This is a genomic window from Janthinobacterium foliorum (assembly GCF_978021625.1).
The window spans coordinates 54212-81209 of record NZ_CDXDQE010000002.1 but is presented as its reverse complement, the minus strand read 5'-3'; the positions used below and the strand labels follow the sequence as shown (position 1 = coordinate 81209).

At 65.9% G+C, this 26998-nt stretch carries 27 protein-coding genes; 18 read left to right on the top strand and 9 right to left on the bottom strand.

Features of this window, described 5'->3' with window-relative positions:
* Position 1: 1 nt before the first annotated feature.
* Complete coding sequence (locus ACZ92H_RS04855; RefSeq protein ID WP_131375294.1) at positions 2-925, bottom strand: LysR family transcriptional regulator; 924 nt, start codon at positions 923-925, stop codon at positions 2-4.
* A gap of 150 nt (positions 926-1075) precedes the next feature.
* On the opposite strand from ACZ92H_RS04855, the gene ACZ92H_RS04850 reads away from it, so the two are divergent.
* The 4 genes from ACZ92H_RS04850 (at position 1076) to dcd (ending at position 4116) form a co-directional block, all read left to right on the top strand.
* Positions 1076-1837: a sulfite exporter TauE/SafE family protein gene (locus ACZ92H_RS04850; protein WP_131375296.1), complete on the top strand. Its 762-nt coding sequence runs from the start codon at positions 1076-1078 to the stop codon at positions 1835-1837.
* Between the two features lie 21 nt (positions 1838-1858).
* Positions 1859-2554 carry an HAD family hydrolase gene (locus tag ACZ92H_RS04845; protein WP_465048518.1) on the top strand — a complete coding sequence of 232 codons (696 nt, stop codon included), beginning with the start codon at positions 1859-1861 and terminating at the stop codon, positions 2552-2554.
* A gap of 58 nt (positions 2555-2612) precedes the next feature.
* Positions 2613-3413, top strand: coding sequence for an alpha/beta fold hydrolase (locus ACZ92H_RS04840; RefSeq protein WP_465048517.1), 801 nt, complete (start codon positions 2613-2615; stop codon positions 3411-3413).
* Between the two features lie 133 nt (positions 3414-3546).
* Positions 3547-4116, top strand: coding sequence for a dCTP deaminase (gene dcd / locus ACZ92H_RS04835; protein WP_034755486.1), 570 nt, complete (start codon positions 3547-3549; stop codon positions 4114-4116).
* 33 nt (positions 4117-4149) lie between these two features.
* Here dcd and ACZ92H_RS04830 read toward each other — a convergent pair whose 3' ends face one another.
* Entirely contained in the window at positions 4150-5385 is a 1236-nt protein-coding gene (locus ACZ92H_RS04830; protein ID WP_465048516.1) for a PrpF domain-containing protein, read from the bottom strand.
* A gap of 180 nt (positions 5386-5565) precedes the next feature.
* Here ACZ92H_RS04830 and ACZ92H_RS04825 point away from each other — a divergent pair, with 180 nt between their 5' ends.
* Positions 5566-5907, top strand: coding sequence for a FlxA-like family protein (locus ACZ92H_RS04825; protein WP_465048515.1), 342 nt, complete (start codon positions 5566-5568; stop codon positions 5905-5907).
* A gap of 29 nt (positions 5908-5936) precedes the next feature.
* Here ACZ92H_RS04825 and ACZ92H_RS04820 read toward each other — a convergent pair whose 3' ends face one another.
* Positions 5937-7451 carry an ATP-binding protein gene (locus ACZ92H_RS04820; protein ID WP_465048514.1) on the bottom strand — a complete coding sequence of 505 codons (1515 nt, stop codon included), beginning with the start codon at positions 7449-7451 and terminating at the stop codon, positions 5937-5939.
* Between the two features lie 2 nt (positions 7452-7453).
* Complete coding sequence (locus tag ACZ92H_RS04815) at positions 7454-8143, bottom strand: response regulator transcription factor (protein WP_465048513.1); 690 nt, start codon at positions 8141-8143, stop codon at positions 7454-7456.
* A gap of 192 nt (positions 8144-8335) precedes the next feature.
* On the opposite strand from ACZ92H_RS04815, the gene ACZ92H_RS04810 reads away from it, so the two are divergent.
* From ACZ92H_RS04810 to ACZ92H_RS04795, 4 genes are read left to right on the top strand one after another with little or no spacing between them, the layout of a single operon-like run.
* Entirely contained in the window at positions 8336-8836 is a 501-nt protein-coding gene (locus ACZ92H_RS04810; protein WP_465048512.1) for a Spy/CpxP family protein refolding chaperone, read from the top strand.
* A 27-nt stretch (positions 8837-8863) separates the two neighbouring features.
* The gene (locus tag ACZ92H_RS04805; RefSeq protein WP_131375312.1) at positions 8864-9526 is read left to right on the top strand and encodes a hypothetical protein; all 663 of its coding nucleotides are present in this window, start codon (positions 8864-8866) and stop codon (positions 9524-9526) included.
* Between the two features lie 3 nt (positions 9527-9529).
* Positions 9530-9694, top strand: a complete 165-nt coding sequence (locus ACZ92H_RS04800; RefSeq protein ID WP_465048511.1) for a hypothetical protein — start codon at positions 9530-9532, stop codon at positions 9692-9694.
* Positions 9652-10545 carry a dioxygenase family protein gene (locus ACZ92H_RS04795; RefSeq protein WP_131375314.1) on the top strand — a complete coding sequence of 298 codons (894 nt, stop codon included), beginning with the start codon at positions 9652-9654 and terminating at the stop codon, positions 10543-10545. Before ACZ92H_RS04800 ends, ACZ92H_RS04795 begins: the two co-directional genes overlap by 43 nt.
* 4 nt (positions 10546-10549) lie before the next feature.
* On the opposite strand, the gene ACZ92H_RS04790 is transcribed toward ACZ92H_RS04795, so the two are convergent.
* The 3 genes from ACZ92H_RS04790 to ACZ92H_RS04780 all read right to left on the bottom strand — a co-directional run bounded on the left by ACZ92H_RS04790 (position 10550) and on the right by ACZ92H_RS04780 (position 14208).
* Positions 10550-11986 (bottom strand): DUF1501 domain-containing protein, encoded by a 1437-nt coding sequence (locus ACZ92H_RS04790; protein ID WP_465048510.1) that lies wholly within the window; start codon positions 11984-11986, stop codon positions 10550-10552.
* An 8-nt stretch (positions 11987-11994) separates the two neighbouring features.
* Positions 11995-13794, bottom strand: a complete 1800-nt coding sequence (locus ACZ92H_RS04785; RefSeq protein WP_465048509.1) for a DUF1800 domain-containing protein — start codon at positions 13792-13794, stop codon at positions 11995-11997.
* Positions 13795-13956: 162 nt separating this feature from the next.
* Positions 13957-14208, bottom strand: a complete 252-nt coding sequence (locus ACZ92H_RS04780) for a hypothetical protein (RefSeq protein ID WP_465048508.1) — start codon at positions 14206-14208, stop codon at positions 13957-13959.
* Here ACZ92H_RS04780 and ACZ92H_RS04775 point away from each other — a divergent pair.
* From ACZ92H_RS04775 to ACZ92H_RS04735, 9 genes are all read left to right on the top strand, one after another.
* Positions 14207-14788: a hypothetical protein gene (locus ACZ92H_RS04775; RefSeq protein WP_465048507.1), complete on the top strand. Its 582-nt coding sequence runs from the start codon at positions 14207-14209 to the stop codon at positions 14786-14788. The genes ACZ92H_RS04780 and ACZ92H_RS04775 overlap by 2 nt on opposite strands.
* A 73-nt stretch (positions 14789-14861) precedes the next feature.
* Positions 14862-15578: a hypothetical protein gene (locus ACZ92H_RS04770; protein ID WP_131375323.1), complete on the top strand. Its 717-nt coding sequence runs from the start codon at positions 14862-14864 to the stop codon at positions 15576-15578.
* 4 nt (positions 15579-15582) lie between these two features.
* Entirely contained in the window at positions 15583-16938 is a 1356-nt protein-coding gene (locus ACZ92H_RS04765; protein ID WP_465048506.1) for a hypothetical protein, read from the top strand.
* 10 nt (positions 16939-16948) lie between these two features.
* A complete protein-coding gene (locus tag ACZ92H_RS04760) occupies positions 16949-19099 on the top strand; it encodes a hypothetical protein (protein ID WP_465048505.1) in 2151 nt (716 codons plus the stop codon).
* A gap of 20 nt (positions 19100-19119) precedes the next feature.
* Positions 19120-20166: an aminotransferase class I/II-fold pyridoxal phosphate-dependent enzyme gene (locus ACZ92H_RS04755; RefSeq protein ID WP_465048504.1), complete on the top strand. Its 1047-nt coding sequence runs from the start codon at positions 19120-19122 to the stop codon at positions 20164-20166.
* A complete protein-coding gene (locus tag ACZ92H_RS04750; protein ID WP_465048503.1) occupies positions 20150-20986 on the top strand; it encodes a hypothetical protein in 837 nt (278 codons plus the stop codon). The genes ACZ92H_RS04755 and ACZ92H_RS04750 overlap by 17 nt, the downstream gene beginning before the upstream one ends.
* Before the next feature lie 34 nt (positions 20987-21020).
* Positions 21021-21671, top strand: coding sequence for a hypothetical protein (locus tag ACZ92H_RS04745; protein WP_465048502.1), 651 nt, complete (start codon positions 21021-21023; stop codon positions 21669-21671).
* Between the two features lie 21 nt (positions 21672-21692).
* On the top strand, positions 21693-22439 hold the full coding sequence (locus ACZ92H_RS04740; RefSeq protein WP_465048501.1) for an amidohydrolase family protein: 747 nt from the start codon (positions 21693-21695) through the stop codon (positions 22437-22439).
* A 59-nt stretch (positions 22440-22498) separates the two neighbouring features.
* Positions 22499-22642 carry a hypothetical protein gene (locus tag ACZ92H_RS04735; RefSeq protein ID WP_465052351.1) on the top strand — a complete coding sequence of 48 codons (144 nt, stop codon included), beginning with the start codon at positions 22499-22501 and terminating at the stop codon, positions 22640-22642.
* 288 nt (positions 22643-22930) lie between these two features.
* On the opposite strand, the gene ACZ92H_RS04730 is transcribed toward ACZ92H_RS04735, so the two are convergent.
* Positions 22931-24310 (bottom strand): sigma-54-dependent transcriptional regulator, encoded by a 1380-nt coding sequence (locus ACZ92H_RS04730; protein WP_131375341.1) that lies wholly within the window; start codon positions 24308-24310, stop codon positions 22931-22933.
* A 279-nt stretch (positions 24311-24589) separates the two neighbouring features.
* On the bottom strand, positions 24590-26848 hold the full coding sequence (locus tag ACZ92H_RS04725; RefSeq protein WP_131375343.1) for an Orn/Lys/Arg family decarboxylase: 2259 nt from the start codon (positions 26846-26848) through the stop codon (positions 24590-24592).
* Positions 26849-26998 lie beyond the last annotated feature (150 nt).

Here is a 26998-nt window from a genome sequence, read left to right as displayed (position 1 = left end):
CTTAAATGACACGTTCATCGGGTATCTCCAGCCCCCGCTGCCGCACATACTCTAGAAACAGCCGCGCCCCCTTGGCCATGCGCGAGGTGCCGTAGACGGCATGGATGCTGGGGTCCAGCTCCTTGGAAGACGTGAGGCGGTATGCCGTGCAGACCCTGCGTAATGTTCCTGCGGCCACGGCCGGTTCGGCCAGCCAGCTGGCCAGGCGCACGATGCCGGCGCCTTCCAGGGCCGCTTGAAAAGTGGCGATGCCGGAGGTGAAGCGGAAGCGCGGCTGCACCTGGTAGCGCACGTTGCGTGTAGCAGAGACGAAATGCCAGTCGCGCAGGATGCGGGGAGCCGAGTGCATGATGATGTCGTGGCCGGCCAGCTCTTCGGGTTCCTCCGGCGCGCCCATGCGGGCGATATAGCCGGGCGAAGCGTACATGTAGCGGCGGTAGTTCCACAGGGGATAGCCGATCAGTTCGCTGGACTGGGGGAAGGCGCCGCGGATGGCGAAGTCGAGCTTTTCCTGGATGGGGTCGATGGATTTGTCCGAGAAATGGATATCCACCGACACGTTCGGGTAATCGCGCGAAAACTGCGCCACCACTTTCGGCAAGAAGCCCAGCGACAGGATTTCCGGTGCCGACAGGCGCACCCAGCCTTGCGGCGAATTGCTCAGCTCGGCCAGCTGGTCTTCCGCCTCGGCCTGCGTTTCCAGCAAATGCTTGGCCGACGCGTAATAGGTTTCACCGGCCGTCGTCAGGGTGAACTGCTTTTGCGTGCGCAGGATCAGCTCGGCGCCGATGGCGTCTTCCAGGAACTGGATGGCGCGGGTGACGGCCGACGGCGAGCGTCCCAGCATGCGCGCCGCGTGGATGAAGCTGCGCTTTTCCACGACGGTGCAGAAGGCGCGGATTTCCCACATCAGTTTCATCGACATTACGCGCTCCCGGCAAAAGAGACCAGTAGAGCGCATGGGGCGCATTCCGTCAAGCGCTACGCCAGATTGCGTTTTCCGCAATTTGAAGTTGCATCCGGAAAAGTCCACGGCGCCTATACTGCCCCTGTCGCCCATTTCCCGCTGCCTATCATGCTGACCATCTCGCTGCTGTGTTTATTCGCCTTCTTTGCCGGCCTGATCGACGCGGCCGTGGGCGGGGGCGGGCTGATCCAGCTGCCGGCCCTGTTCAACCTGATGCCGAACATGGCCTCGACCTCCTTGCTGGGCACGAATAAATTCGCTTCCGCCTGCGGCACCACGTTTGCCGCCCGCTCTTTTGTGGGCAAGGTGCATATCCCGTGGCTGCTGGTGCTGCCGGCCGTGGCCAGCGCCTTTGTCATGTCCTTTATCGGCGCCGCCGCCGTGTCCTACGTGCCGCAGCAGGTGGTGCGTCCGATGGTGCTGGTATTGATCATCATCATGGCCATCTACACCTTCATCAAGAAGGATTTCGGCAGCATGCGCGAAGCGCGGCCCATCGGTCCGCGCGAACGCATCCTGGCCATCGTCATCGGCGGCGCCATCGGCTTCTATGACGGCCTGTTCGGGCCGGGCACGGGCAGTTTCCTGATTTTCCTCTTCATCCGCGTCTTCGGCTTCGATTTCATCCTTGCCTCGGCGTGCTCGAAACTGGTAAATATCGCCACCAACATCGCCGCGCTGGCCTTCTTCATTCCTGCCGGCCACGTGGTGTATGCGGTGGCTGCGCCCATGGCCGTGTGCAATATCCTGGGCGCCTTGACGGGCACCTGGATCGCCGTGCGCCGTGGCGCCGCCTTCGTGCGCATCCTGTTCCTCGTGCTGCTGGTGCTGCTGATCGTCAAGCTGTCCTACGACATTTTCTTCAAGTAAGTTTGTGAGTCAGTACTAGCGATGAAAACCATCCAGGGCGTGCTGTGGGATAACGATGGCGTGCTGGTCAACACCGAGCAGCTGTTTTACGAAAGCAACCGCGACTTGCTGGTGCCATACGGTATCGACCTGACGCCGAAGCAGTTTTTTGACTGGTTCCTGGACAATAACTATGGCGCCTGGCATTTGCTGCTGGGACAGGGGCACGGTATCGAACTCGTCGACCGTTTGCGGGCGGCGCGCACCGAGCTGTTCGCCCGGCGCCTGCGCCAGGCGCGCCAGCTGGCCATGCCCGGCATCGCGGCCGTGCTGGCGGCGCTGCGTCCACACGTGGCCATGGGCGTCGTCACCAGCGCATATGCGCAACATTTTGACATCAGCCATGCGGCCACGGGGCTGCTGCGCCACTTCGACTTTGTCTTGACGCGTGAAATGTATGCGCAGAGCAAGCCTGCCCCCGATGGCTACCAGCTGGGCTTGCAGCGCCTGGGACTGGCTGCCAGCGACTGCGTGGCCGTGGAAGACTCGCCGCGCGGCTTGCGCGCCGCTAACGCGGCGGGGCTGGAATGCATCGTCCTGCGCAATCACATGAACCGGGATCACGCGTTTGACGATGCCTTTTGCGTGGTCGATTCGATGGCCGAGCTGGGCGCCGTGCTGGCGTCCTTCGTGCCCGGCATGGCGCTGGCAGGCCAGCAATTAGAGGCCTCCCTCTGATCCGTCTTGCCGGCATGCCATTACAATTGCCTATCGCATTTACCGGCACAGTCCCACGATGACACTCCCGCAGCTGCACTTTGCCCATGCCAATAGCTACCCTGCCGGCACCTACCGCAAGTTGTTCGGCTTGCTGGGCCGGCACTATGACGTGCAGGCGCTCGACATGCATGCGCATGACCCCGCCTATCCCGTCAGCACGGGCTGGCCCGAGCTGGTGCGCGAATATATCGACGAGCTGGAGCGCCGGTATACGGCGCCCGTCATCCTCGTCGGCCATTCGCTGGGCGGCATGCTCAGCGTGATGGTGGCCAAGCAGCGGCCCGATCTCGTGCGCTGCGTGGTCTTGCTCGATTCGCCCGTGGTGGCCGGCTGGCGCGCCTTGCTGGTGCGCCTGGCGCGCAACACGGCGCTGGGCGAACGCTATTCCCCCGCGCGGTTTTCCGCCAGGCGTCGCAAGCTGTGGCCCGATGCGCAAGCGGCGTACGAACACTTTGCCGCCAAGGAGATGTTCGCCATCTGGGCGCCGCAAGTCTTGCGCGATTACATCGCCAGCGGCCTGGCGCCCCATCCGGACGGGGTGCAGCTGCGCTTTACGCGCGAGGTGGAGACTGACGTGTACCGTGGCTTGCCGCACCATATCGGCCGCCTCGTCAGGGATGGTTTTCCCGTCCCCATCGGCTTTATTGGCGGCACGGCATCGGTGGAGTGCCGCCAGGCTGGCCTGACGGCCACGCGCAAGCTGGTCGGTCCCTTTTTTCGCCAGGTGCCCGGCGGCCATCTGTTTCCCATGGAAAACCCCGAACTGACGGCGCAAGTGGTGCAGGAGATGATCACTTCCTTGCTGGCGAAACAATAGGCGATCGCCAGGGATTTTCATGTGGCAAGGGCCAACGGCGGGGATTTTTCGCGTAAAATCCTGCCATCCGGGCCGCGCCTGCGCCAGGCGCGCCGCCCCAGCCTTTACGATATTCTAGAAAGATACCCCAGCGATGACGATTAAAAGCGACAAATGGATACGCCGCATGGCGGAAACGACGGGCATGATCGAGCCGTTCGAACCGGGCCAGGTCAAGGAGCGCGACGGCAACCGCATCGTTTCCTACGGCACGTCCAGCTATGGCTATGACATCCGCTGCGCCGACGAGTTCAAGCTGTTCACCAATATCAATACCACCATCGTCGACCCCAAGGATTTTGACGCGAACAACTTCGTCGATGTGTCGGGCAAGGGCTATTGCATCATTCCGCCGAACTCGTTCGCGCTGGCCCGTACCGTGGAGTATTTCCGCATTCCCCGCAACGTGCTGACCATTTGCCTGGGCAAGAGCACCTATGCCCGCTGCGGCATCATCGTCAACGTCACGCCGTTCGAACCGGAGTGGGAAGGCTATGTGACCCTGGAGTTTTCCAACACGACGCCATTGCCGGCGAAAATCTACGCCAACGAAGGCGTGGCGCAAGTGCTGTTCTTCGAATCCGACGAAGTGTGCGAAACGTCGTACAAGGACCGCGGCGGCAAATACCAGGGCCAGGTCGGCGTGACCCTGCCCAAGACCTGATGGCTGCCTGAGCGGGCGGGGCGCCCGCTCCGCTCAAATCTGTTTCAGCAGCCATGCCTTGAGCGCGGCGGAAGCCTGGTAGAGCGGCGCATGGCCGCGCAGCAGGATTTGCGCGCTGCGCCGGTAGGCCGCGCTGCCGATGATAATCTGGCCCGTGGCAAGGTCCCGGCGCGCCACGATGGTGGTGCCGAGGATGCCTGCCGGGTTGGCGATGCCGATATCCATCTCCGCGTCCTCCGCGCCCACGGGCGGCACGCCGCGCGCGATGCCGTGCGCCACCGTTCCCTCTATCAGGCAGGCGGCCGCCAGGCAGCAGCCGCCCGAGACGGCCAGGGAGGCGTGGCCCGCCTGCGGCGTAAAGTAGCGTACAGCAATATTTCCCTCTTCCTTGGCGGCGCCCACGATGCAGAACTTGGGGATGGTTTCGCTGCGCGCCAGTTCCTCCAGCGTCATCCGCTGGCCATCGCGTCGCCGCAAGCCCATCAAGCGTCCCGCCGCGCTCCACACGTGCCGGATGGCGTCCATGAACGCCGCGTCCGCTTCCAGTTCCGCGATCGACTCGTGCGCCGTCTTGCCGAACTGCCGGGCCGAGGCGATGACCATGGGCACGGCCACGTCCACGCAGGATACGTCATGGCCGAGCACCTTGTCCTGCGCCTTGCCCGTCGGCAGCAACTGTCCCGTCTTCGCCCCCACGGGGTCGTGCATGAACAGGTCCACGCGGGGATAGTTGCCCGGCACGCCGGGGATGCTGGCTGCCGCAAAGCTGCCGTCCGGTTCGCGCACCATGCGCGAGGTCGTGATGACGCCCGTATTCGTGTTGCGGATGGCGATGGCGTGCGTGCCGATGGCCAGCGCCTCGATGACGCCGCTGTCCAGCCCCCACAATTGCAGGGCCGATGACATATTGCCGCAGTTCACGCTCCAGTCGATGTCGGCATGCCCGCCTGCCAGCTGCGCCAGGGTGCTGACCAGGCGCGGCTCTCCCGCATGCTGTTCCACCTCGGCGAGAAATACCTTGTTGCTGGTGGGCGCGCCGCGTCCCAGTCCCGTGATTTGCCGGTTGCCCGCAAGCTGGCCAGACTGGGGCACGCCCATCAGGTGGCGCAGCAATTCCTCGCGCAGCGCCGGGTCGGCAGGGACGGATGCCGCGTGCAGGACCAGCCCTGTCGAGGTGCCGCCACGCATGTGGTGCACGGGAAATTCGATCACGCCACAGCGCTGGCGGGGCGCGAGGTCGGGCAGGGCGGGCAGCAAGGGCGTTTTCATCGTTGAGCAGGCGCGGGGAAGGAAGCGCCAGTGTGCCAGTCTTTCGTGCTTGGGCGCAAGCGTGCCAGCATGCGCGCGGGCAGCGATCTTTACATGCCTTTACGTGGCTTTACACTGGCTGCACTATGTCCGCGCCGCCCTTTGCCGTTAACCAGGGTATCGACACAGACAGGAGGCAATATGGTAGCGGCAATCGGTTCGGGCAGCGCAGTGAGCGCGGCGGGGAGCGGCAGTACGGGCAGCAGTTCGCAGATCGCGGCGCTGCAAAAGCAGATCACGGCGGCGCAAAAGCAATTGACGGAATCGCAGAAAGGCGAACAGACGGAGGCGTCGCAAAAGCTGCAGCAGCAGCTGGCGCAGCAGATCCAGGCCTTGCAGGCGCAAATTGCTCAGTTGCAAGCGGCGGCTGCGCAACAGGCGGCGCAGAAGGAGACGCAGACTGCCAGCAGCGCAGAGACAGCCACGAGTCCGGCCAAGTCGGCCTCGTCCACCCTGGGCAGCATCATCGATACCCAGGCATAGCCCGGACCATGCCAGGCGCGGCCGGAAGGTCAGCCTGGCATGGTCACGGGTAACAGCATTTCCACGCACAGGCCGCCACCGCTGCGCAGGTTGGCAGCGATGTGGCCGCCATGGGCGTCGATCACGTGCCGGGCGATGGCCAGGCCCAGTCCATGGCCTTCCGTGCTGTGCTGGGTATTGCTGGCGCGGAAGAAGGGTTGAAAAATGCTGGCCAGGTCGGCCTGCGGCACGCCCGGCCCACGGTCCAGCACGGCAATGCGCAGTTGCTGGCCGCCATCCTGCAGCGCAATATCCACTGCCACTTTTCCCGCGTCCGGGCTGTGCTTGACGGCATTGCGCACGACGTTTTCCACGGCGCGGGCCAGCAGTTCGGGCTGGCCCGTGATGACGGTGTCGGCACTGGCCGCCTTGCCCGTGACTTCGATGGCAACGTGGCGCGGCTCCGCTTCGTAGCGGGCATCGTCGACGATATCGTGGACCAGGTCGGCGATGCAGATGTCCTCGCTATGCGCCTGCACGGCGCCTGCTTCCAGCCGCGACAGGGTCAGCAGCTCACCGATGAGTTTATCCATGCGCTCGCTTTCACGCTCGATGCGCTGCATCGAGGCGGCCATCTTGTCCGGCTGCTGGTGCGCCAGGCCGATGGCCGCCTGCAGGCGCGCCAGGGGCGATCGCAGTTCGTGCGAGACGTCGTGCAGCAGGCGCGTCTGGCTATCCATGAGGTTGCGCAGACGTCCCGTCATGCGGTCGAAATCGCGCCCCAGGTTGGTCAATTCATCGCCGCGCTTGCCGCTGGCGTCGAAGCGCGGCGCCAGGTTGCCGTTCGAGGCAGCCTCGAAGGCCTGCCGCAAGTCGCGGATGGGGCGCGCAAAATACCAGGCCAGCAAAAAGGCGAAAAGCAGGCTGGCGACGATGGCGGCCGTGAGGGGGATGAAGGTGCGGTAGGGGCTGTCCATGCGCGGGCCTGGCGGCATGCCGCCCATGCCGCCGATCTCGCGCGGCTGGCCCCGCGGATAATCGGCGCGCGGTGGCGGCGCGCCTGCCTCGTTGGGGCGCGGGCCCGGCGGCATGCCGCGCGGGGCGGCCAGCGTCACGGCGTTGAGCGTGTCGCGTGCGGCGCCCGCCTCGGCATTGCGGAAGCGTTCGGACGAGGGCAGGAACAGCAGGTAGCGCCCGCCATCGCTGCCGCGCACGTCGCGCACCACGGCATGCGGCGTGTCTTGCGCCAGCAGCGCGCGCGCCTTGGACAGGATGGCGGGATGGACGTTGCGTCCCATCAGTTCGTGTCCTTGCGCGTCGACGGCAAACACGCGCATGCGCGCCATCTTGCCGAGGAATTGCTGCAAGGCCTTGCTGCCACCCGCTTCCAGGGTGGCGCTGGCCGCTTCGATGGCCATCTGCGCAGGCGGGCTGGTATCGATGTCGAGCGCCCGTTCCTGCTGCGCGGCACGGTTTTTCAGCCAGAACGTGCCGCCGATGCCGATGGTGGCCGTGAGCTGGGCCAGCATGATGCATAAGAAAAACTTCCAGAACAGACGGCCCACGCTTATTCCTTGATCAGTTGATAGCCGAGCCGGTACACGGTTTGCAGGCAGGAGCGGCCATCGGCCAGGCTGCCCAGCTTGCGGCGCAGGCTGCTCAAGTGCACGTCGATATTGCGGTCGAAGCGGGCCATGGGCCGCCCCAGGCCCAGTTCCGACAATTGATTCTTGCTCACGGGCTTGCCTGCATGGCGCACCAGCACTTCCAGCAGGTTGAATTCCGTGCTCGTCAGTTCCAGATGCGTGCCGGCCCAGGCGGCGCGGCGCTGTTCCGGCCACATCGTCAGCTGGCCCACGGTCAGCGGCGCCATGCCCGAGGCGTCATGCGGCACGGCTTGCGCGCGGCGCAGGATGGCGCGGATGCGCGCCGTCAGTTCGCGCGGCGTGCACGGTTTGGTGACGTAATCGTCGGCGCCCAGTTCCAGGCCCACGATGCGGTCCGTGTCATCGCCGCGCGCCGTCAGCATCAGGATGGGCAGGTTGCTGCCGGCGCGGATGCGGCGCAGGGTTTCCAGGCCATTCATGCGCGGCATCATGACGTCGAGGATGGCGATGGCATACAGGCCCGTCAGTGCTTCGGCCGCGCCGCTCTCGCCATCATGCACGGCCTTGGCGTCGAAACCTTCCTGCGTCAGGTATTCCTGGAACATGCCGACCAGTTCGACGTCGTCGTCTATTAACAAAACCTTGCTCATGCCTGTGCTTTTTCGGGTGAATATCGCCCGATGATAGCAGTCAAACGGGGGTGTTCAGCACCGTTTTACCCGCTTTTACATACTTCTGCTTACATTCGCGCGCCTTCCTTTACACGCTTTTACGCCATCCTAACGTTGCTTTACATGCCAGACGCCGACAATCAGGGCTGACTGCCACGAAAGGAAAGCCCGATGAAATACCTGAGTATTGCCGTATCCCTGTTGCTGCTGTCCGCCTGCAGCATGCCGCTGGTCGCCCTGGCCCAGCAGGGCCCAAAGTCCGACGGCCCGCCGCCAGGCGCCATGCAAGGACCGCCGCCCGGCCTTGGCCATGGACCCGGCCCCGGTGCCCCTGGCACGCCAGGCTTGCCGCCTTTCCTGCATGGGATCGAACTGAGCGAAGCGCAGCAGGACAAGGTCTTTGCCGCCACCTATGCCCAGGCGCCATTGCTGCGCGAACAGCAGAAGATTGCTTTCAAGGCGCACGAGCAGCTGCGCGCACTGGCCGCGTCGAGTGCCTACGACGATGCGCAAGCCAGCGCGCTGGCCAGCACGGCGGCGCAAGCCATGGCGACGATCAGCCTGCAGCAGGCGCGGCTGGAGCAGCAACTGCTGGCCGTGCTGACGCCGGAGCAGCGCAAGCAGACGGAGCAGCAACGCGAGCGCCGCACCGGCCCCCGTCGTCCCCAATAAAACCCATCCACCACAGGGAGTATCCGCATGAGCATCAGTGCCTTGAGTTCCAGCAGCGCCGCCAGCCAGTTGAGCGCGTTCAGCCGCCTGAGCGGCAGCAGCGCCGGCAGCACCAGCGGCGTGGGCGGCACGCCGCCGCAAAAGCCCGACGATGGCGCCTTTCTTGACGCCATTTCCAGCGCCTTGTCCGCGATCGGCGTGACGGTGAACGGCAGCGATGACGCTGGCGACAGCGACAGCGCGACGGCCAGCGCCAGCGGCACCGGCAGCAGTGACGCCAGCCAGGCGCTGGGCGCCTTTTTGCACCAGCTGATGGGCAGCCTGCACGCCCAGAGCGGCGGCGGTGCCGGTGGGCAGGAAGAGGGCGGCGAACCGCCGTCCGGGCCGCCGCCCAGCGGTGGCGCGCGCGGCGGCCCGGGCAATATCGAATCGGACTTGCAGAGCCTGCTGCAAAAGCTTTCGGCGTCCGGCAGCGACGAGACGGACAGTGCCGGCAGCGGGGACAGCAGCGTGACGGACTTGCAGTCCAGCTTTGCCAGCCTGATCAGCGCGCTGGGCGGCGATGGCGGCAGCAGTGGCAGCAGTAGCAAGCTGAGCAGTTTCTTGCAGGCGCTGTCGGGCAGCCTGGGCGCGGCGAATGCGGGCGGCAGCCTGTCTTCCAGCGGCAACCTGGTCAATACAACGGCCTGAACCATGGAACGCGAGTTCGCCCCCGCCGCCAGGAAAGCATTTTCGGAACGGGCCACGCAGGCCCTGTTCCTGTGCGCCAGCCTGAGCCCGGCGCTGGCGGGCTTGCCCCACTTGATGGAGTATTTATGGACTTACATGATCACGGTCTGGCATCCGACCTCGAAATGATGCGGCGGCAGGCGGCCGAGCGGCGGCAAGTCTTGCGCTGGCTGCTGGCCGGCGCCGCCACCTTGCCCTTGATCAGCTGTGGCGGCGGCTCGGACGCCAGCGGCGCGGTGGCCGACGGCAGCACCGGCAACGCCGGCAGTGGCAGCGGCGCCGCTGGCACCGGCACGTCGGGCACGGGCACGGTCACGACGCCCACGACGGGCGCCTGCACGGTGATACCCGAGGAAACGGGCGGACCGTACCCGGCCGACGGCACGAACACGAATGGCGGCAGCATCGTCAACGTGCTGAACCAGTCGGGCGTGGTGCGCGGCGATATCCGCGCCAGCTTCAATGGCGCCAGCGGCGTGGCGGCCGGCGTGCCCTTGACCATCCAGCTGCAATTGCTCAATGCCAGCGGCAGCTGCGCCGCCCTGGCCGGCTATGCGATCTACCTGTGGCATTGCGACCGCGACGGCCTGTATTCGCTGTATTCGAGCGGCGTGACGGGACAAAACTATCTGCGCGGCGTGCAGGAAACGGATAGCGCCGGCAATGTCAGCTTTACCAGCATTTTCCCTGGCTGCTATGCAGGGCGCATGCCCCACGTGCATTTCGAGGTGTATCCCAGCCTGGCCAAGGCCGCCAGCGCGGCCAGCCGCGTGAAGACCTCGCAGTTCACTTTCCCGCTGGCCACCTTGAACGAGGCCTACACGGCCAGCGGCTATACGGCCAGCGTGCGCAACCTGGCGCAGATCAGCTACGCCACCGACAACGTCTTCAGCGATGGCACCAGCCTGCAGATGGCCGGCGTGACAGGCAATGCCACGGATGGCTACGTGGTGACGCTTGCCATCGCCGTCAACGGATAGGGTATCAGGCCGCCATGAAGCCCAGGTCGCGCCGGCTGAAGTTGCCGATGTTCGGGAACACGCTGGCCAGCTGGCTGTCGGCCACGCCGAACCATTTGGCCAGGGTGGCGCCGTACTGGTCGACCGAGGTGGTCGGCAGCAGGGCGCCGGAACCCACGTCCAGTTCATGGCCGAGGCCGGTGACGGGGAAGGCGCCGTAGATGTCGCGGCCCCTCACGGCGCCGCCGACGACGAAGTGGTGCGCGCCCCAGCCGTGGTCCGTGCCATCGCCATTGCTGCTGAAGGTACGGCCGAAGTCCGAGGCCGTAAACGTCGTCACCTGGCGGCGCAGGTCGGCGCCTTGCAACGAGGCAAGGGTGCTGTCGAAGTATGCCAGCGCATGGGCCAGGCGCGCCATCAGGTCGGCATGCAGCACTTTCTGCTGGTCATGCGTATCGAAGCTTCCCAGGGTCACGTAAAACACTTGGCGCTTCGCCCCCAGGGCCCCGCGTCCGCCGATGATGCGCGCCACCGTCTGCAATTGCACGGCCAGGGGATTGACGCCTGCCACGCCCGTGTTCGGGTTGATGTAGGGCGTGGGATTGGGCACGCCGCCGGGACCGGCCGCCAGCATGGCACCGCTCAGCACGCTTTGGCTGGAGATGGCGCGCTGCACGACGGCCACGTGTTCCTGCTCGATCAAGTCGCCGCCCCCCTCGTTGATGATGGCTTGCAAGGCGCTGGCCCCGCCGGCGCTGCCGAACAGGTTGCCGCTCAGGCCACGGATGGGCACGGCGCCGGCCTGGCCCACCTGGAACTGGCGCACCTGGCGACCGCTGAGAAAAACGGTATTGCCGGCCGCCGAGACGGCCGTAAAGGTGGCGTTGCCGTTGGCTGCGCCGGCCACATCGCCGATGCGTCCGCCCCAGCCCGTGCTGGCACCTTCCGGCGATCCCGATTGCCACGTCGATTGCTGGTCGCTGTGGGAAAACAGTTTGGGCGGCAAGGCCACGCTGCCGGCCTTGTACTGTGCCAGGGTGGCGGGCTGGATCAGGGTACCCACATTGGCCACGATGGCCGCGCGGCCATTGTCGAACAGGTCCTTCAAGGGCCCGAGCTGGGGATGCAGGGCAAAGGCGCGCCCTGCCTGCGCCGTGGCGGGCATGACAGGCAGCACGCCGCCCGTTTCATTCAGACCCGGCAAATGGATGGAATCGGCCGTGCCTGTATTGCGCAGGCGCAGGTATTCATTCCAGGAGGGAGTGTCCGTGGCCAGCACCGTATTGAAGGCGTCGTTGCCGCCCGCCATGAACAGGCACACCATGGCCTTGTAGTCGCCCGCTGATTGCGCGGCGGCATTGCCCATGGCGGCCAGGTTGAGGGCGAACGGCGCGGCCGTGGTGCCGGCCAGGCTCAGCATGGAACCGAGGAAGCGGCGGCGGGAAAATGGGAAATTTTGCATGATTTAACTTATTTTTGCACCAGGTAGGCAGGCGAGGCCATGGTGAGGAAAATAGCCAGCTTGACGCGGTTGGCTTGCGCGGTGGCAACTTGCGTGGCATTGCTGGCCGTGGCGGCGGGGATGGCGATGCCGTTGACGGCAGCGGTGATCTGGCCGCGCAGCCTGGCGGGCATGCTGCCGTGCATCATGAGCAGATCGATGCGGTCGAGCAGGGCGCCGGGATCGCCCGCCAGCGCCAGTTCGCGCGTGTAGTCGGGCTTGATCACGCGGGCCTCGCCCACGCCGCTATTGACGGCTTCCTGCATGAAGTTCAGGTAACCGGTCACCGATGGTTCCGCCGTGATCTGCAGCTCCGGCGCCACCAGTCCCGCGCTGGCCAGGGCGGAATTGGGGGGCACGTATGCCGGCCGGAAAAAGCTGAACACGGAGGACGGATTCAATGGGCTTTGCCCCAGGCCGCTCAAGGGATCGTCGAGATAGTAAATGCTGTAGGGGCCGCTGGCCGGCTTGACATCAAAGGCGCGCATCCAGCTTGCCAGGCGTAGCAGGGGTTCACGCAGTTTGCCTGTGCGCAAGGTGGTGCCGGCGGGCGCCAGCGCTTCCGGATCGAGCAGCACGGCGCGGATGACGGCCTGCATGTCGCCGCGCACGCCGCTGCCATTGTTGGCAAAGGCGGCAGCGACCCGGCCCACATAGGCGGGGCTGGGATTGCTGCTGACGAGGCGCTGGATCAGCTGGCGGCCAAAGAAGGGCCCTGCGTTCGGATGCTTGAACAGCGTGTCGAGCGCCACTTTCAGGTCGGCCTGGCCGCTGGTGGCGCCGGAAATGCTTTGGCCCAGGAAGCGCTTTTCACCGCTGGAATGGAAGGCCGCATAGTTTTGCATCGGTTGCCAGTCGCGGTCCGGATCGGGCGTGCCGCCATAGAAGCGCGTGGAACTCTGGTCCGGGCCGGCCCAGCTCCAGCCGGTAAACACCCGTGCCAGGCCTGCCACGTCGTCGTGCGTGTAGGTCTCGACGGGCTTGCCGCCGGACAGTTTCAGGCTGCCGTCCGGATTCAGCTGGTACAAGCCGATGGTGAACAGCTGCATCACTTCGCGGGCGAAATTTTCATCGGGCGTGCGCGTGGCCGATTCCTTCTGGTTGCGCATGTGCGACAGGTACAGTCCCATCATGGGGTGCAGCGCCACGCCTTCCAGCAGGTCGCGGAAGTTGCCAAAGGCGCGCTGGCCCAGCATGTCGTAGTAGCTGGCCGTGCCGCGCACCTGGGGGCGCACGGATTCATTTTGTAGGGAAATGACGAAGATCTCGGACAGGGCGAAGGCCATGCGCTGGCGTAATTGATCCTCGCCGCGGATGCCCTGCTGCCAGAACGTCTCATACACCCCCGTAAAACCGACTTTTTGCCCACCCGTTGCCTGGTTCGCCAGCATGCCGTCGATATATTTCCGGTGCAAGGTCTGCGGCTTGGAAAACTGCGCCTTGAACCAGGCGTCGCTGTCGCTGGCCGCCAGCGCATCGATGGCCGCCATGTTGGGGCCGAACGTGGCGCGGCCCAGGAAGCGCGACGCTTCCTGGCGCGTGAAGGTCACGGCTTGTCCCACGGGCGGCGTGGTCAGGGGCGGTGGTGGAACAGTATCGCCGGGCGCGTCCGGATCGGCAGGCGCGACGGTTGATGGCGGCACCGCCGGCGTGTCCGGCTTCAGGACGGCGCTGGTCTGGCTGTCGCCGCTTCCGCCACCACCGCCGCAGGCGGATAGCAAACTGATCAATATCAAGGCCAGCAAGCGGCGCAAAGTTGGGTGGGTCATTTAGTTTCTCTCGGGCAATCAAATTCTGGCCCGGTAATTGTAGAGCGAAGCCCGCAAAATCGCGTTTCCAATTAGATATTTGCGTCTTGCTCATCTTTTTGTTTGTGCGCACGTTAAGTGGCGTTGCGACGTTTTTAGCCTGTTTTCATGGAACTTTATTTTTTATAAATGGAAAATATTTTCAACGTTTTTTCGCCTTTGTGGCGGATAGGCGACGTAATCGTTCTTGCTAATTAAGCTTGTCTGAAAGCTCATCCTGGCAACGAAATGCGCTTCGCCGGAAACCATGGTTTTTACGCCATCGGCGAAACGCCGTTCGCCGCCGGCCGCCCCATCCTCCTGTTTTTGCTGGCATGGGCCTTGCGTTGGCAGGGCATCAGCCGCGTGCTTTCTCTTTTTGCCGGAGCCTGCCATGACCAGCCGTCTGCTTGCCTATCGTCCCGAGATGGAGTTGCCCCAGCCCGTGGGCGCCTTGCCCCTGCAGCACGAGGATGAACTGGCGCTGGCGGCCCAGCTGCTGGAAGTGGCGGCGCCGCCGCAGTTCGACGCCTTTCTCACGCGCCAGCTGGGCGCCACCGTGGCCGGGCAGACAATACGCGGCACGCCGCTGGAAATGCCGTTGCGCCAGCTGCTGAACCAGGTGGTGGCGCCCATGCTGCCCCTGCATGGCACGGCGTCGCAGGCGCGTCGCCAGCATGCCGCGCGCCTCTTCGGCATGGAACTGGAGGGACTGAGTCCGGAAGACCAGGAATTCGAGCTGGCGCGTCACGTCGTGCATCTGGTCGATGCCGTCAATACGGCGCTGGCACAGAACGCCGACGCCGGCGGCACGGCTGCGCGCGCGCCCAGGGCGCAGGTGGAAACGGCCTTGTTGCGCGTGGCGCGCACCCTGGCGCCCGGCCTGCTGCGGCAGGCGGCGCAGGCGTCGGCGCAGATTCCGAACGGTGGCCGCTGGCGCCGTGAAGGCGGGCACATCGTCGTGCTCGATTGTTAGCCGGAGGCACACGCCGTCCGGCACTGCAGTGTAAATGGGATGTCAACCGAGGTGTCACTTTGAGGAGTTCATCATGCATGACATAGATCGTACGACCCTGGAATACGGGCAGGAGATGTCCGGCTTTGAAGCGGAACAGTTCGAATTCGGCCAGGGTGAATGGAGCGGCGAGGGCGGTTCCAACGCCATGTTTTCCGAAGCCGAAGAGATGGAACTGGCCAATGAATTGCTGTCGGTCAGCAATGAAGCGGAACTGGAACAGTTTCTCGGCAACTTCCTGCGCAAGGCCGCGTCGGTGGCGGGCGGCATCATCAAGTCGCCCGTGGGGCAAGCCATCGGCGGCGTGCTCAAGGGCGTGGCGAAGAAAGCCATCCCCCTGGCAGGCGGTGCCATCGGCGGCTATTTCGGCGGCCCGCTGGGCGCCAAGATTGGCAGCGGCCTGGCTTCGGCGGCCGGCAGTGCCCTGGGCCTGGAAGCGGAAGCGTCATCGAATGAAGACCGCGAATTCGAGGGCGCCAAGCAGTTCGTGCGCCTGGCGGCCGATACCGTCAACCGTGCCGCCCAGGCGCGCGGCAACGGCGATCCGCGCGCCATCGCCCAGGCGGCGGCCAGCGCGGCGGCGCGTCAGTTCGCGCCCGGCTTGCTGGGCCGTCCCGGCAGCCAGGTGGCCACGCAAAACGGCAGCGGCGGCAGCCTGGCGCAGGGCGGTGCGCGCCCCGCATCGGGCATGCGGCCGGCCAGCGGGCGGTGGGCGCGCCAGGGCCATAAAATCGTCCTGTACGGCGTCTGACATCATGGCCATCGGCGCTTACGCGGCCTGGATGCTGGCGCAGGAGGCGCGCTCGCTGCTGACGCGGCTGGCGCGGCTGGAACCGTTTGCGCTGATCGAGCCGACGGTGCTGGCGGCCGCCCTGATGCCCAGCGCCCAGTCGGCGATCGAAAGCCAGCTGGTGCAGGGTCGGCGCGCACTGCGGCGCATGGTGGCACAGTTCCAGTGGTGGCTGCGGCGCGAGGCGGCCAACGGCGCCAGCATGGCCACGGCCGCCGAAGCGCAGCGCCGGTTTACCTTCCTGCGCCTGAAATTCAATGCCGCGCTGACCCAGTTCGACTTGTTCAACGAGGTCATCACGCAACGCAGCGAACACAAGACGGGCGTGTGGCTGGCCGGCCTCGACATCGTCGCCGCCGACGCGCTGGCGCTGCCCGGCAATGTGTACCAGGCGCCGCCCGTGATCTGCTATCTGGACCGGGGGCCGGGCGCGGCCATCCGCCGCGCGCGCACGCGCCTGCCCGGCGGCGGCGACAATCCCGTCGCCATCATCCGCCTGCCGCGCGAACGCATGATCGGCAGCGGCATCGCTTCCTCGCTGGTGCACGAGATTGGCCACCAGGGCGCGGCGCTGCTGGACCTGGTGGCGTCCCTGCGGCCCGTGCTGCAAGCCATGCAGCACGGCGGCAGCGGCCTGGTCCACGTGTGGCAGCTGTGGGAGCGCTGGATTTCCGAGATCGTGGCCGACTACTGGTCGCTGGCGCGCGTGGGCGTGGCCGCCACCCTGGGCCTGATGGGCGTGGTCAGCCTGCCGCGCGTGTTTGTCTTCCGCCTCAACGTGGATGACCCGCATCCGGTGCCGTGGCTGCGGGTGCGCCTCAGCTGCGCCATGGGGCGGGCCCTGTATCCGCACCCGCAGTGGAACCGGCTGGAGCAGCTGTGGCTGTCGTACTACCCGCTGGCCGGCCTGCCCATGCCGCAGCAGCGCTTGCTCGAACAATTGCAGGGCAGCATGGCGGCCCTGGTCGGCTTGCTGGTGCAGCACCGGCCGCCGGCCTTGCGCGGCGGCTCGCTGGCCGAGGCCATGGCCGTGCACGGGCGCCAGCCGGCCATGCTGGCGCATCTTTTTCGCAGCTGGAACCTGGCACCGGCGCAGATGTACCAGGCCACGCCCACCCTGGTGTTCGCCGTGCTGGGCCAGGCGCGCGCGAGCGGCAGCCTGAGTCCGGAAGATGAAAGCGAACTGCTGGGGCGCCTGCTGACCCATTGGGCTTTGCGCAGCACCCTGGACACCTCGGAACTGTGCGCCGACGTCGTGCGGCATGGCCGCCAGCCCGGCAGCCCGCTGCCGCCCCTGGCATCGCGTTTGATTATCCATTGAGGAGAATGACATGAGCAGCAAGATGAGCAGCAAAAGCAGGGGGGCGGGGCAGGCGGGCCCGAAAATCCGGGGTGGCAGCATCGCCGTCACCGTGCACGAGCAGGACAGCGGGACGATGGTCGCCAATGCCGCCATCAGCCTGTACCGCGGTGCCGAGGCCGACTGCCACAATTTCGTCGCCGCCACCTGGGTGCCTGATCCCGCCAGGCTGGTGGGCGTGCGCTGGACGGATGGGCGTGGCAGCACCGTGTTTGCCGAGCTGGAGACGGGAAGTTACGTGGGCGTGTACGGCAATTTCCCCGCCACCATGCCCCAGTGCGTGACGGTGCAGTCCGGCTGCAGCGCCGTGCTGTGCTTCAAGCCCCAGCTCAATCCGCAGGTGGGCCTGGCGTTCGAGACGGCCGATTGCCATCCCAGCGACTGCCAGTTCGGCAGGGTGGGCGATCGCGCCATCGCCACCGTGTCGTTCGACGGCGACCAGAGCGCCGATGGCCGCGACCAGGTGCAAGTGCTGGCCGCCGCGCCGTGGGTGCCCCTGCGCGGCACGCCGAATGCCTTTACCGCGCCCGTGCGGCGTGCCGGGATGCATCGCTTTTCCGGGCAGATGATGCTGTCGCAGCGCCCGGATCTGCGCAGCGCCTTGCCCGTGCCCGAGGGACTGAGCCCGCACGCCATGCTGGCCGTGGATGCGGAATACGAGACGGAGGAGCGCCAGCCGCAGCCCATTTCCGGCAATGTGGGCGTCTCGCTGACGCGCACGGAAACGGAACCGACGGAAGACTTGCCGCTGTGGACACTGATACGCAACAGCACCGAGGCCATGTCGTTTACGAATTACCTGCATTTCATGGACAGCCTGTTCTGCAGCGACCTGGCCACTGTGCGCGGTTTCGAGCAGGAGCGCTTCCTCAAGAAGGCCGAGGCGTTCCAGCAGCTCAAGCAGCGCCGCGCGCTGCCGTTCTCGGATTCGGACTCCTACCGCGTGCTGAAAGTGGCGACGGAAGCGTTCGTGATGGTCAATTGCGGCGTGCTGAACCAGCCGCTGGCCTTCAATCCGGCGGAGGACAACGCCTATCTGGACCGGCGCGACATTCCCCAGGGGCGCGACCTGGAAACGGTGTTGCGCAATGACTACCTGGAAAACATCGACGGCTTCCAGACCTTGCCCTACCTGGCCGTGATCCGCCGCAAGCTGCCCGACATTCCCATCAGCATCCCGCGCGGACAGGAAGGCGAAGTGGACCTGTGCTTTGGCATCATCCAGGAAAAGCTGGCCAATCCTTGCCTGCTGGAACTGATCTGGTCGTACTGGCACGAAGAAGGCATGCTGGTGCAAACCATGAATGCCATCACGCAGCGCTTCCAGAACCTGCGCGCGCCCGGCGGCGGACTCGACCCCCTGTCGAACACGGAAATCGACATGCTGCGCCCGCTGAATAATTTGCTGTGGGGCTACACGCAAGACGAGCAGCACAGGCTGACCGTGGTGCGCCGCAACTACGAGTACGACCACCATTACGGCGTGCGGCTCGATGGCAAGGCGGTGCAGCACTTCCGGCCCGCCGACAGCCGCTCGAAATTCCTCGAAGCCTTCCACCATTTGCTGCGCCTGCTGACCTCTTTTTACAAGCAGGATGACGACACCACCGTCAAGGCGGATGCCTTCCCCGTGCTGAACGCGCTCAAGGAAATTCATTTGATCCTGTCGCAGGGCGCGCACAACCAGTTCGGCGACTTGCCGTCGACGGCCCGCATCGAGATGCTGATGCAGCAGTGGATGCTGGCGCGGCCCGAGTTCCGCGAATTCCTGCCCACGCGCGTGATGGTGGCATATCCAGAGCCGTGGATGGACCGGGTCGACGCCATGAAGAAACTGCAGGGCTGGACCGATACCAGCGTGATGCACTTCCGCAACCTCGCCATCTTCGGTGAACAGTTGCTGCTGTCCGTGCGTTATGGCAACTGGAGCGACATCTATGAACCCACGCAGGCCTTCAACTGGGCGCGCTTCTGGCGTCCGCAAGTGCAGGGCTACATCCACGGTTACCGGGCCGCCACGGGGGTGGACCTGTCCGTCGACAGCAGCGACCCGGCGATCGAGTCGACCATGCCCTCGGTGCTGTTGCGCCAGCGCCTGAGCCAGCAGCTGCGCAGCGTGTAGGAAGGCCAGGAGGCGCCTGCATGCTCGACTTCAGCAGCGCCCTGTATCTGGGCATGCGCCATCCCGCTGCGGCCCTGGCCCCTTGGAGCAGCTTGAGCCTGGGCAAGCCGGCGGCGCTGCAGGAGGCGCCGGGGGCGCTGGCGCTGGCGGCCGGCCTGGCCGCGCTGCAAGGCTGCGAAGCGGCATGCGTGCTGCCCTCGACCCTGCACCTGTTCTGGGATCTGTTCGGCATGCTGGCGGCCGAACGGCTGGTGATCCTCGTCGATGGCGGCAGCTACGCCATCGCGCGTTGGGGCGCCGAGCGGGCGCAGGCACTGGGTCTGCCACTGCGCCTGTTTCCCAGTGGCGACGTGGATGTGCTACGGCGCCACGCGGCGGCCTGGCGCAGGGCAGGGCGGCGCCCGCTGGTCCTGGCCGACGGCTATGTGCCGGGCAGCGAGCGGGTCTTGCCGCTGCCAGCCTATGCCGCCGTCGCGCGCGAGGGCGGCGGTTATTTATTGCTCGACGACACGCAGGTACTGGGCGTGTGCGGTGCGCAGGGCGGCGGCTCGGCGCGGCTGCATGGCTTGTCCGGCGGCAGCGACGGGCAGGGCGGGCAACTGATCATCGGCGCCTCGCTGGCCAAGGGGCTGGGCGTGCCGCTGGCCGTGCTGGCAGGCAGCCGCAGCCTGCTGCGGCGCTTTGCCGCGCATAGCCAGACGCGCGTGCACGCCAGTCCGCCTTCGGCGGCCGTGCTGGCGGCGGCGCGGCGGGCGCTGGTGCTGAACGCGCGGCAGGGCGATGCATTGCGCGCCGGGCTGGCAGCGAGGGTGGCGCAGTGGCGGGCCGGCATGGCGGCGGCCGGCATCGCGTGCCGGGGCGGCGGCTTTCCCGTGCAGCGCCTGCCGGGCCGTGCCCACTTGCAGGAAGTCTTGCGCGAGGCTGGCGTGCTGGCGCTGGCGCAAGCGGGAGGCAGGGCGGGGGCGCTGACGTTTCTGCTGCGGGCCGACCATACGCCCGCGCAACTGGAGCAGGCGATGGGCTTGCTTGAACATCACATCAGGAGGCGATATGAACGAAGCTTTTGAAATGCTGCCCTTCGCGGGCCAGCCGGCCGCGGGGGAATATGCGGCAGAGCAGGAATGGTCGCAGGAGTGGTCCCAGGAATGGCAGGGCGAGGAGGAAGGCGAATGGGAGGGCGAGCGCTGGCGCCCCGACGGCGGCCGCGGCGGCCTGCGCGCGCGCCCGCCGCTGCGTGGCCCGCGCCGTCCCGCGCCGCCCCGCTACCAGGGACAGGGGCGCCGGCCATCGCGCTTCCCGCCACATCCCCTGCCTTACCTGCCGCCGCGCTATCGGGGCTGGGGCGGCTATGCGCCCATTTACCCGGCCATTTATCCTGCGGCGTATCCCGTGCCTGAACCCGGATTTGGCGACGTGCAGCAGCCGGGTCTGGACCAGGGCCAGGATCAGGGCTTTGACCAGGGCCAGGACGACGACCGGCAGCAGGGCGAAATCCCGCCCACCCTGACGGGCACCATGGGCCGGGTGCCGGAAGCGGCTGCCTTGAATTACCTGGCACTGGGGACGCTCGCCAATGCCCTGCTTGATCCGAATGGCCGGGGGCCAGGCATGTACGTGATCGAGTTCGATGCGGGCGGGCGCCGCCGCGCCTACAGCGGCCAGACCGATGATCTGCACCGGCGCCTGCTGCAGCACCGGCTGTGCGGCCAGATGATGGGCGTCGACCTGAGCGCTCACCAGGTGTACGTGGCGCCGCTGGCGTCGGAAGCGCAGCGGCGGCGCATCGAACGGCGCATCCACGACGACATGTTCGCCAACCAGCGGGGCGTGCTGACCAACCAGCGGCGCGAACTGGAGCTGGCCGTGCTGGGCGAGATGTGGAATTGAGAATAGCGTCTTGATCACTGCGTAGGAGGGCATCATGCACCAACTCGAATGCGAATGCGCGCAATGCCGGCAGCGGGCCGGCACCGCGTTTGAAGTGCTGGAATTCGGCGAGGCCTGGCCCGGCAAGGAGAGCACCCCGGCCGTGTTCAGTGCGGAGGAAGAGCTGCAACTGGCCATGGAGCTGCTGGCAGTGGCGAGCGAGGACGAACTGGAGCAATTTCTCGGCAATGTCTTCAAGAGCGTGTGGAAGGGCGTCAAGAAAGTGGGCTCGACCATCGCCAAGGTGGCCCAGCCCCTGGGCGGCGCCCTGAAGGCCGTGGCGAAGACGGCCTTGCCCTTTGTCGGCGGCGCGCTCGGCTCGATGATCCCGATCCCGGGCGTGGGCACGGCGCTCGGTTCGGCCCTGGGCCGCGCGGCCAGCAATGCGCTGGAACTGGAAATGGCGAGCGCGGCGCCAGCCGACCGCGAGCTGGAAATGGCGCGCCGCTTCGTGCGCATCGCGGGGCAGGCGGCGCGCCTGGCCAGCGAGGGCGATGGCAGCCCACGCGCCGTGGAAAGCGCGCTGACGCGGGCGCTGCACCAGCAATTGCCGCATTTCCGCCCGGCGGCGCCGCAACAGGAAGCGGAAAGCGGACGCTGGCGCCGGCGCGGCAACCGCATCGTCGTGATGGGCGACTGGACCTGAGTGGCCGGCGCGGGACGTGTGATGGCACCCGTCATCGACTGTCATTGCCATGCCGGGCCCGGCGACGGCTTGAGCGGACCGTGGGACAGCGACGCCCAGCTGGGTGCCTATCTGCGCCGCGCGCAGGCCGCCGGCATAGAGCGCAGCGTGCTGTTCGCTGCTTTCCACTCCGATTACGCCATCGCCAATCATGGCGTGGCGCGCCTCGTCGCCAGCGACCCGCAGCGTTTTTACGGTTTTGCCTTCGTGCACGCGCGGCGCGACCGGGGCCGCATCATGGATCTCGTGCGCACGGCCGTCGAGCGTCATGGCTTTGTCGGCATTAAGGCGCACCGCGCGGATGCGCGCATCAGCGGCGAGTTGTGCGAAGCGGCGCGTTTCTTCGGCTTGCCCGTGCTGTATGACCCCATGGGCGAGGTGGCCGTGGCGGAACTGCTGGCGCTGCAATATCCTGACGTCGATTTCATCTTGCCGCACCTGGGCAGCTTCGGCGACGACTGGGCCGCGCAGCTGGCCCTGATCGATCACCTGGTGCGGCACGCCAATATCCACACGGACAGTTCCGGCGTGCGGCGTTTCGATTTGCTGGAACAGGCCGTGCGTCGCGCCGGGCCGCACAAGGTCTTGTTCGGCTCGGATGGCCCGTGGCTGCATCCGGGGCTGGAATTGCACAAGATCCGCTTGCTGGGATTGCCGCCGGCCGATGCGGCGCTCGTCATGGGGGAGAATTTCCTGCGCCTGGCCAGGCAGGACCGGATGCGGCGCTAGCGCCGATGCACGACGCGGGCGCCAGGCAGCAGGGTTGTTCGACGCGCAGTAACTGCGCGATGACGCCGGCAGGACGAGGCCGGCATGAGCGGCATGAGCAGCATGAGCAGCAGGAAAAAGGCCAGGCCTTGCGCCTGCGGCGGTTGCAGCATGGCCAGCGCCAGGAACGCGCCTTCAGCGTCACGCCGTGGATCAGCGCATAGGCATAGCGGCTATTGCCCGGCCAGCGTGGCGGCGTCCGGCAAAACAGCTGCGCCGGCCGCTTGCAGGTGCCTGGCCAGCACCGCCAATGCGGCGCCGCTGTGGCTGGCTCAAGGTAGCGTGGTGGACGCAACGCGCGAACGGCACGGCCAGCCCGCGCAAGCCCTGCATGGGGTGCAGCCGCGTCGCCGCGCCCGTGGAAGCCAGCTTGAAATACGCGCCCAGGACATGGCGCCCGGGGCTGAAATACGGGACATGGGCCGACCATGGCCACCTGCGAGGCAGTGGACTCATGTTGGCGCAACCTCGCTGGCCGTTTTTGCCAGCTGGGCCGCGCAGGCGGCAGCCTTGCGGCGTATCTGCAGGGCGCGGTCCGTCACGCCCAGGCGGGCGGCGGCGCGCTGGTTGTTGCCGTGTTCTTCCGCCAGCACCAGGCGGATGGCCATGTCGGTGGCGCAGCGCGTGATGTGCGACAGGTTCAGGCCCAGGTGCAGGGCGCGCCGCACGGCCGCTTCGAAATGCTGGTCGGGCCAGCACGGCGCCAGCAGGCACTCTTCGGGCGGCAGGGCGCCGATGGTGATGGGGCCGGGGCCGCAATGGCGGTGCCAGATGCGCGTGACGGTCTGGCGCAGTTCGCGCACATTGCCCGGATACTCGCGCAGCAGCAGATACTCGCGCACGGCGGCGTCGAGCGCCGGTGCGGGCTGCTGCGCCAGTTCCGCCAGGAAGTAGCGGGCCAGTGGCAGGATGTCGTCCTGGCGCTCGCGCAGGGGCGGCGTCCGGCAACGCCAGCCGGCGATGCGGTAGTACAGGTCGGCGCGGAAGGCGCCGCGCGCCACTTCCGCCTCCAGTTCGCGGTTGGTGGCGCAGACGAGGCGGAACTGCGTCGGCTGCCAGGTGTTGCCGCCGACGCGCTTGTACTTGCGCTCCTGGATGGCGCGCAGCAGTTGCGCCTGCAGGGGCAGGGGCAGTTCGCCCACTTCATCGAGGAACAGCACGCCCCCGTCGGCCAGGGCGAAAGCGCCGTCGCGTGATCCGGCCGCGCCGGTAAATGCCCCCCGTTCATGGCCGAACAGTTCGCTGCCGGCCAGTTCCGGCGACAGGGTGGCGCAATCGAGGATGGTGAAGCCGCCCGTGCAGTTGCCGAGACGGTGAATCAGTTGCGCCAGGACATCCTTGCCCGTGCCCGTTTCGCCCGTGATCAGCACGGATGACTGGCTGAAGGCGGCCATTTCCACCACGTGATGCAGCAAGCCGCGCCAGGCGGCACTGTCGCCCACCAGGTGCTGGCGCACGGCGCTCGATGCCAGCAGCTGCGCCACGGCCTGCCAGCGCTGCAGCCGGGCCAGCACCTGGCCCGCATCGATGGCATCCGCCGGCCACAGCAGCACGTCGAGAGCTCCCGCCGCCAGCACGGCCCGCTGCTGGGCACAGCTCAAGGGCTGGCCGCAGGCGGCGATCGCCAGCACGCGCGCCTGCCGGCACAGCCCCGGCAGGCCGTGCAGCAAGGCCGCATCGGCCTGGGCAAACAGCACGATGCCATGGTTGGCGGACGCGCCATCGGCACGCCGCACCATCGTGACCTGAGCCTGCTTCAAGGCCGCAAGCAGCAAGGCGCCACTGCCAGCCGCCGCCTGCTGCATCACTTCCAGCCAGACCTTGAGCGCCATATACGGGACATCCCACTACGCGAGTGGCCCATCTTAGAAGTCCGCCACCCCAGCCATTTGATCTGGCACAAGCGTGCGCCGTCGCCCGAAATGAAAAACGCCGCCTGATGTGCATCAGGCGGCGTTAAATAGTGTGCACTGTTCTTGGCGAACGTCACGACGCTTCATCCAATCGTCGCGAGCGGCAGTGATTTGTGGCCGGGCAGCGCAACCGTACTGAAGTACGGTGAGCAGCGCCGGCCGCAAAGCGCGCCGCGCAGCAGATTGGAGGAACCGTGACTAGTCGTCCATCTTGACGCAGTCGACGAAGTAACCGCGCTTGCCGTCGACTTCGCGTTTCACCAGGCCATGCACATCCGTCTCGAAGCCGGGGAAGCGCTCGTTGAAGTCGCGCGCAAAGCGCAGGTAATCGACGATGGTCTTGTTGAAGCGTTCGCCCGGGATCAGGAGCGGGATGCCCGGTGGATACGGCGTCAGCAGGATGGACGTGATGCGGCCTTCCAGGTCGTCGATGGCCACGCGCTCGATTTCACGGTGCGCCATCTTGGCGAACGCGTCCGATGGCTTCATGGCGGGGATCATGTCCGACAGGTACATTTCCGTCGTCAGGCGGGCCACGTCGTAAGCCTTGTAGAAATCATGGATCTGCTGGCACAGGTCGCGCAAGCCCATTTTTTCGTAGCGCGGGTTGGCGGCCGCGAATTCCGGCAGGATGCGCCACATCGGCTGGTTCTTGTCGTAGTCGTCCTTGAACTGTTGCAGCGCCGTCAGCAGGGTATTCCAGCGGCCCTTGGTAATGCCGATGGTAAACATGATGAAGAAGGAGTACAGGCCGCACTTCTCGATGATGACGCCGTGCTCCGCCAGGTATTTGGTGACGATGGACGCGGGGATGCCCGTCTCGCCGAACTGGCCATCCAGGGACAGGCCCGGGTTGACGATGGTGGCCTTGATCGGGTCGAGCATGTTGAATCCGGGAGCCAGGTCGCCGAAACCGTGCCAGTCGTCCTCGGCGCGTATCATCCAGTCCGCTTGCTCGCCCATGCCTTCGTCGTTGAAGTTGTCCGGACCCCACACCTGGAACCACCAGTCCTGGCCCCATTCCTGGTCGATCTTTTTCATGGCGCGGCGGAAATCAAGCGCTTCCATGATCGATTCTTCCACCAGCGCCGTGCCGCCCGGCGCTTCCATCATGGCCGCGGCCACGTCCAGCGAGGCGATGATGGAATACTGCGGCGAGGTCGAGGTGTGCATCAGGTAAGCCTCGTTGAAGGCGTCCTGGTCCAGCTTGACGGTGTCCGATTCGCGCACGAGGATTTGCGAGGCCTGCGACAGGCCTGCCAGCAATTTGTGCGTGGACTGGGTCGAGAAGATCATCGACTCCTTGGCGCGCGGGCGGTCCTTGCCGATGGCGTGCATGTTCTTGTAGAAATCGTGGAAGGTGGCGTGCGGCAGCCACGCTTCGTCGAAGTGCAGGGTGTCGATCTTGCCGTCCAGCATTTCGCGCAGGGTTTCCACGTTGTAGATCACGCCATCGTAGGTCGATTGCGTGATGGTGAGGATGCGCGGCTTCTTGTTCTTCGCTTCGCGCGCGAACGGGTTGGCTTCGATCTTGCGGGCGATGCTTTCCGGCGTGAATTCATGCAGCGGGATGGGGCCGATGATGCCCAGGTGATTGCGCGTAGGCATCAGGAACACGGGAATGGCGCCGCACATGATGATGGAATGCAAGATCGACTTGTGGCAATTGCGGTCGACGACGACGATGTCGCCGGGGGCCACGGTCGAGTGCCACACCATCTTGTTCGAGGTGGATGTGCCGTTGGTAACGAAATAGCAATGGTCGGCATTGAAGATGCGCGCCGCATTGCGTTCCGAGGCGGCGACAGGGCCCGTATGGTCGAGCAGCTGGCCCAGTTCTTCCACGGCGTTGCAGACGTCGGCGCGCAGCATGTTTTCACCGAAGAACTGGTGGAACATCTGGCCGATCGGCGACTTCAGGAAGGCCACGCCGCCCGAGTGGCCGGGGCAGTGCCACGAATAGGAACCGTCGTTGGCGTAGTGCACCAGCGCGCGGAAGAAGGGCGGCGACAGGCCATCCAGGTAGGATTTCGCTTCGCGGATGATGTGGCGCGCGACGAATTCCGGCGTATCTTCGAACATGTGGATGAAACCATGCAGTTCGCGCAGGATATCGTTGGGGATATGGCGCGAGGTGCGCGTTTCGCCATACATATAGATAGGGATGTCCGCGTTCTTGTAGCGGATTTCCTCGACGAAGGCGCGCAGCGACTTCAAGGCGATATTCGTGTCCTCGACGGAACCGGAGCCGAATTCCTCGTCATCGATCGACAGCACGAAGGCCGACGCGCGCGATTGTTGCTGGGCAAATTGCGACAAATCACCGTAGCTGGTCACGCCCAGCACTTCCATGCCTTCTTTTTCCATTGCCGCGGCAAGGGCGCGAATGCCCAGGCCGGACGTATTTTCAGAACGGAAATCCTCGTCAATGATGACGATAGGGAAACGAAATTTCATGCATGTCTCCAAAAAAGCAAGCCGCCCCTGACGTAATGGAGGGGCGGACTAGGGCGCGGCAGCCTGGCGGTTTCGGTGCCCGGCAGTCGCAGAAAAAAAATAAGAACGGGATTCTCGCAGAAATGCGGCCTCTGCGGGAAAAAAATATCA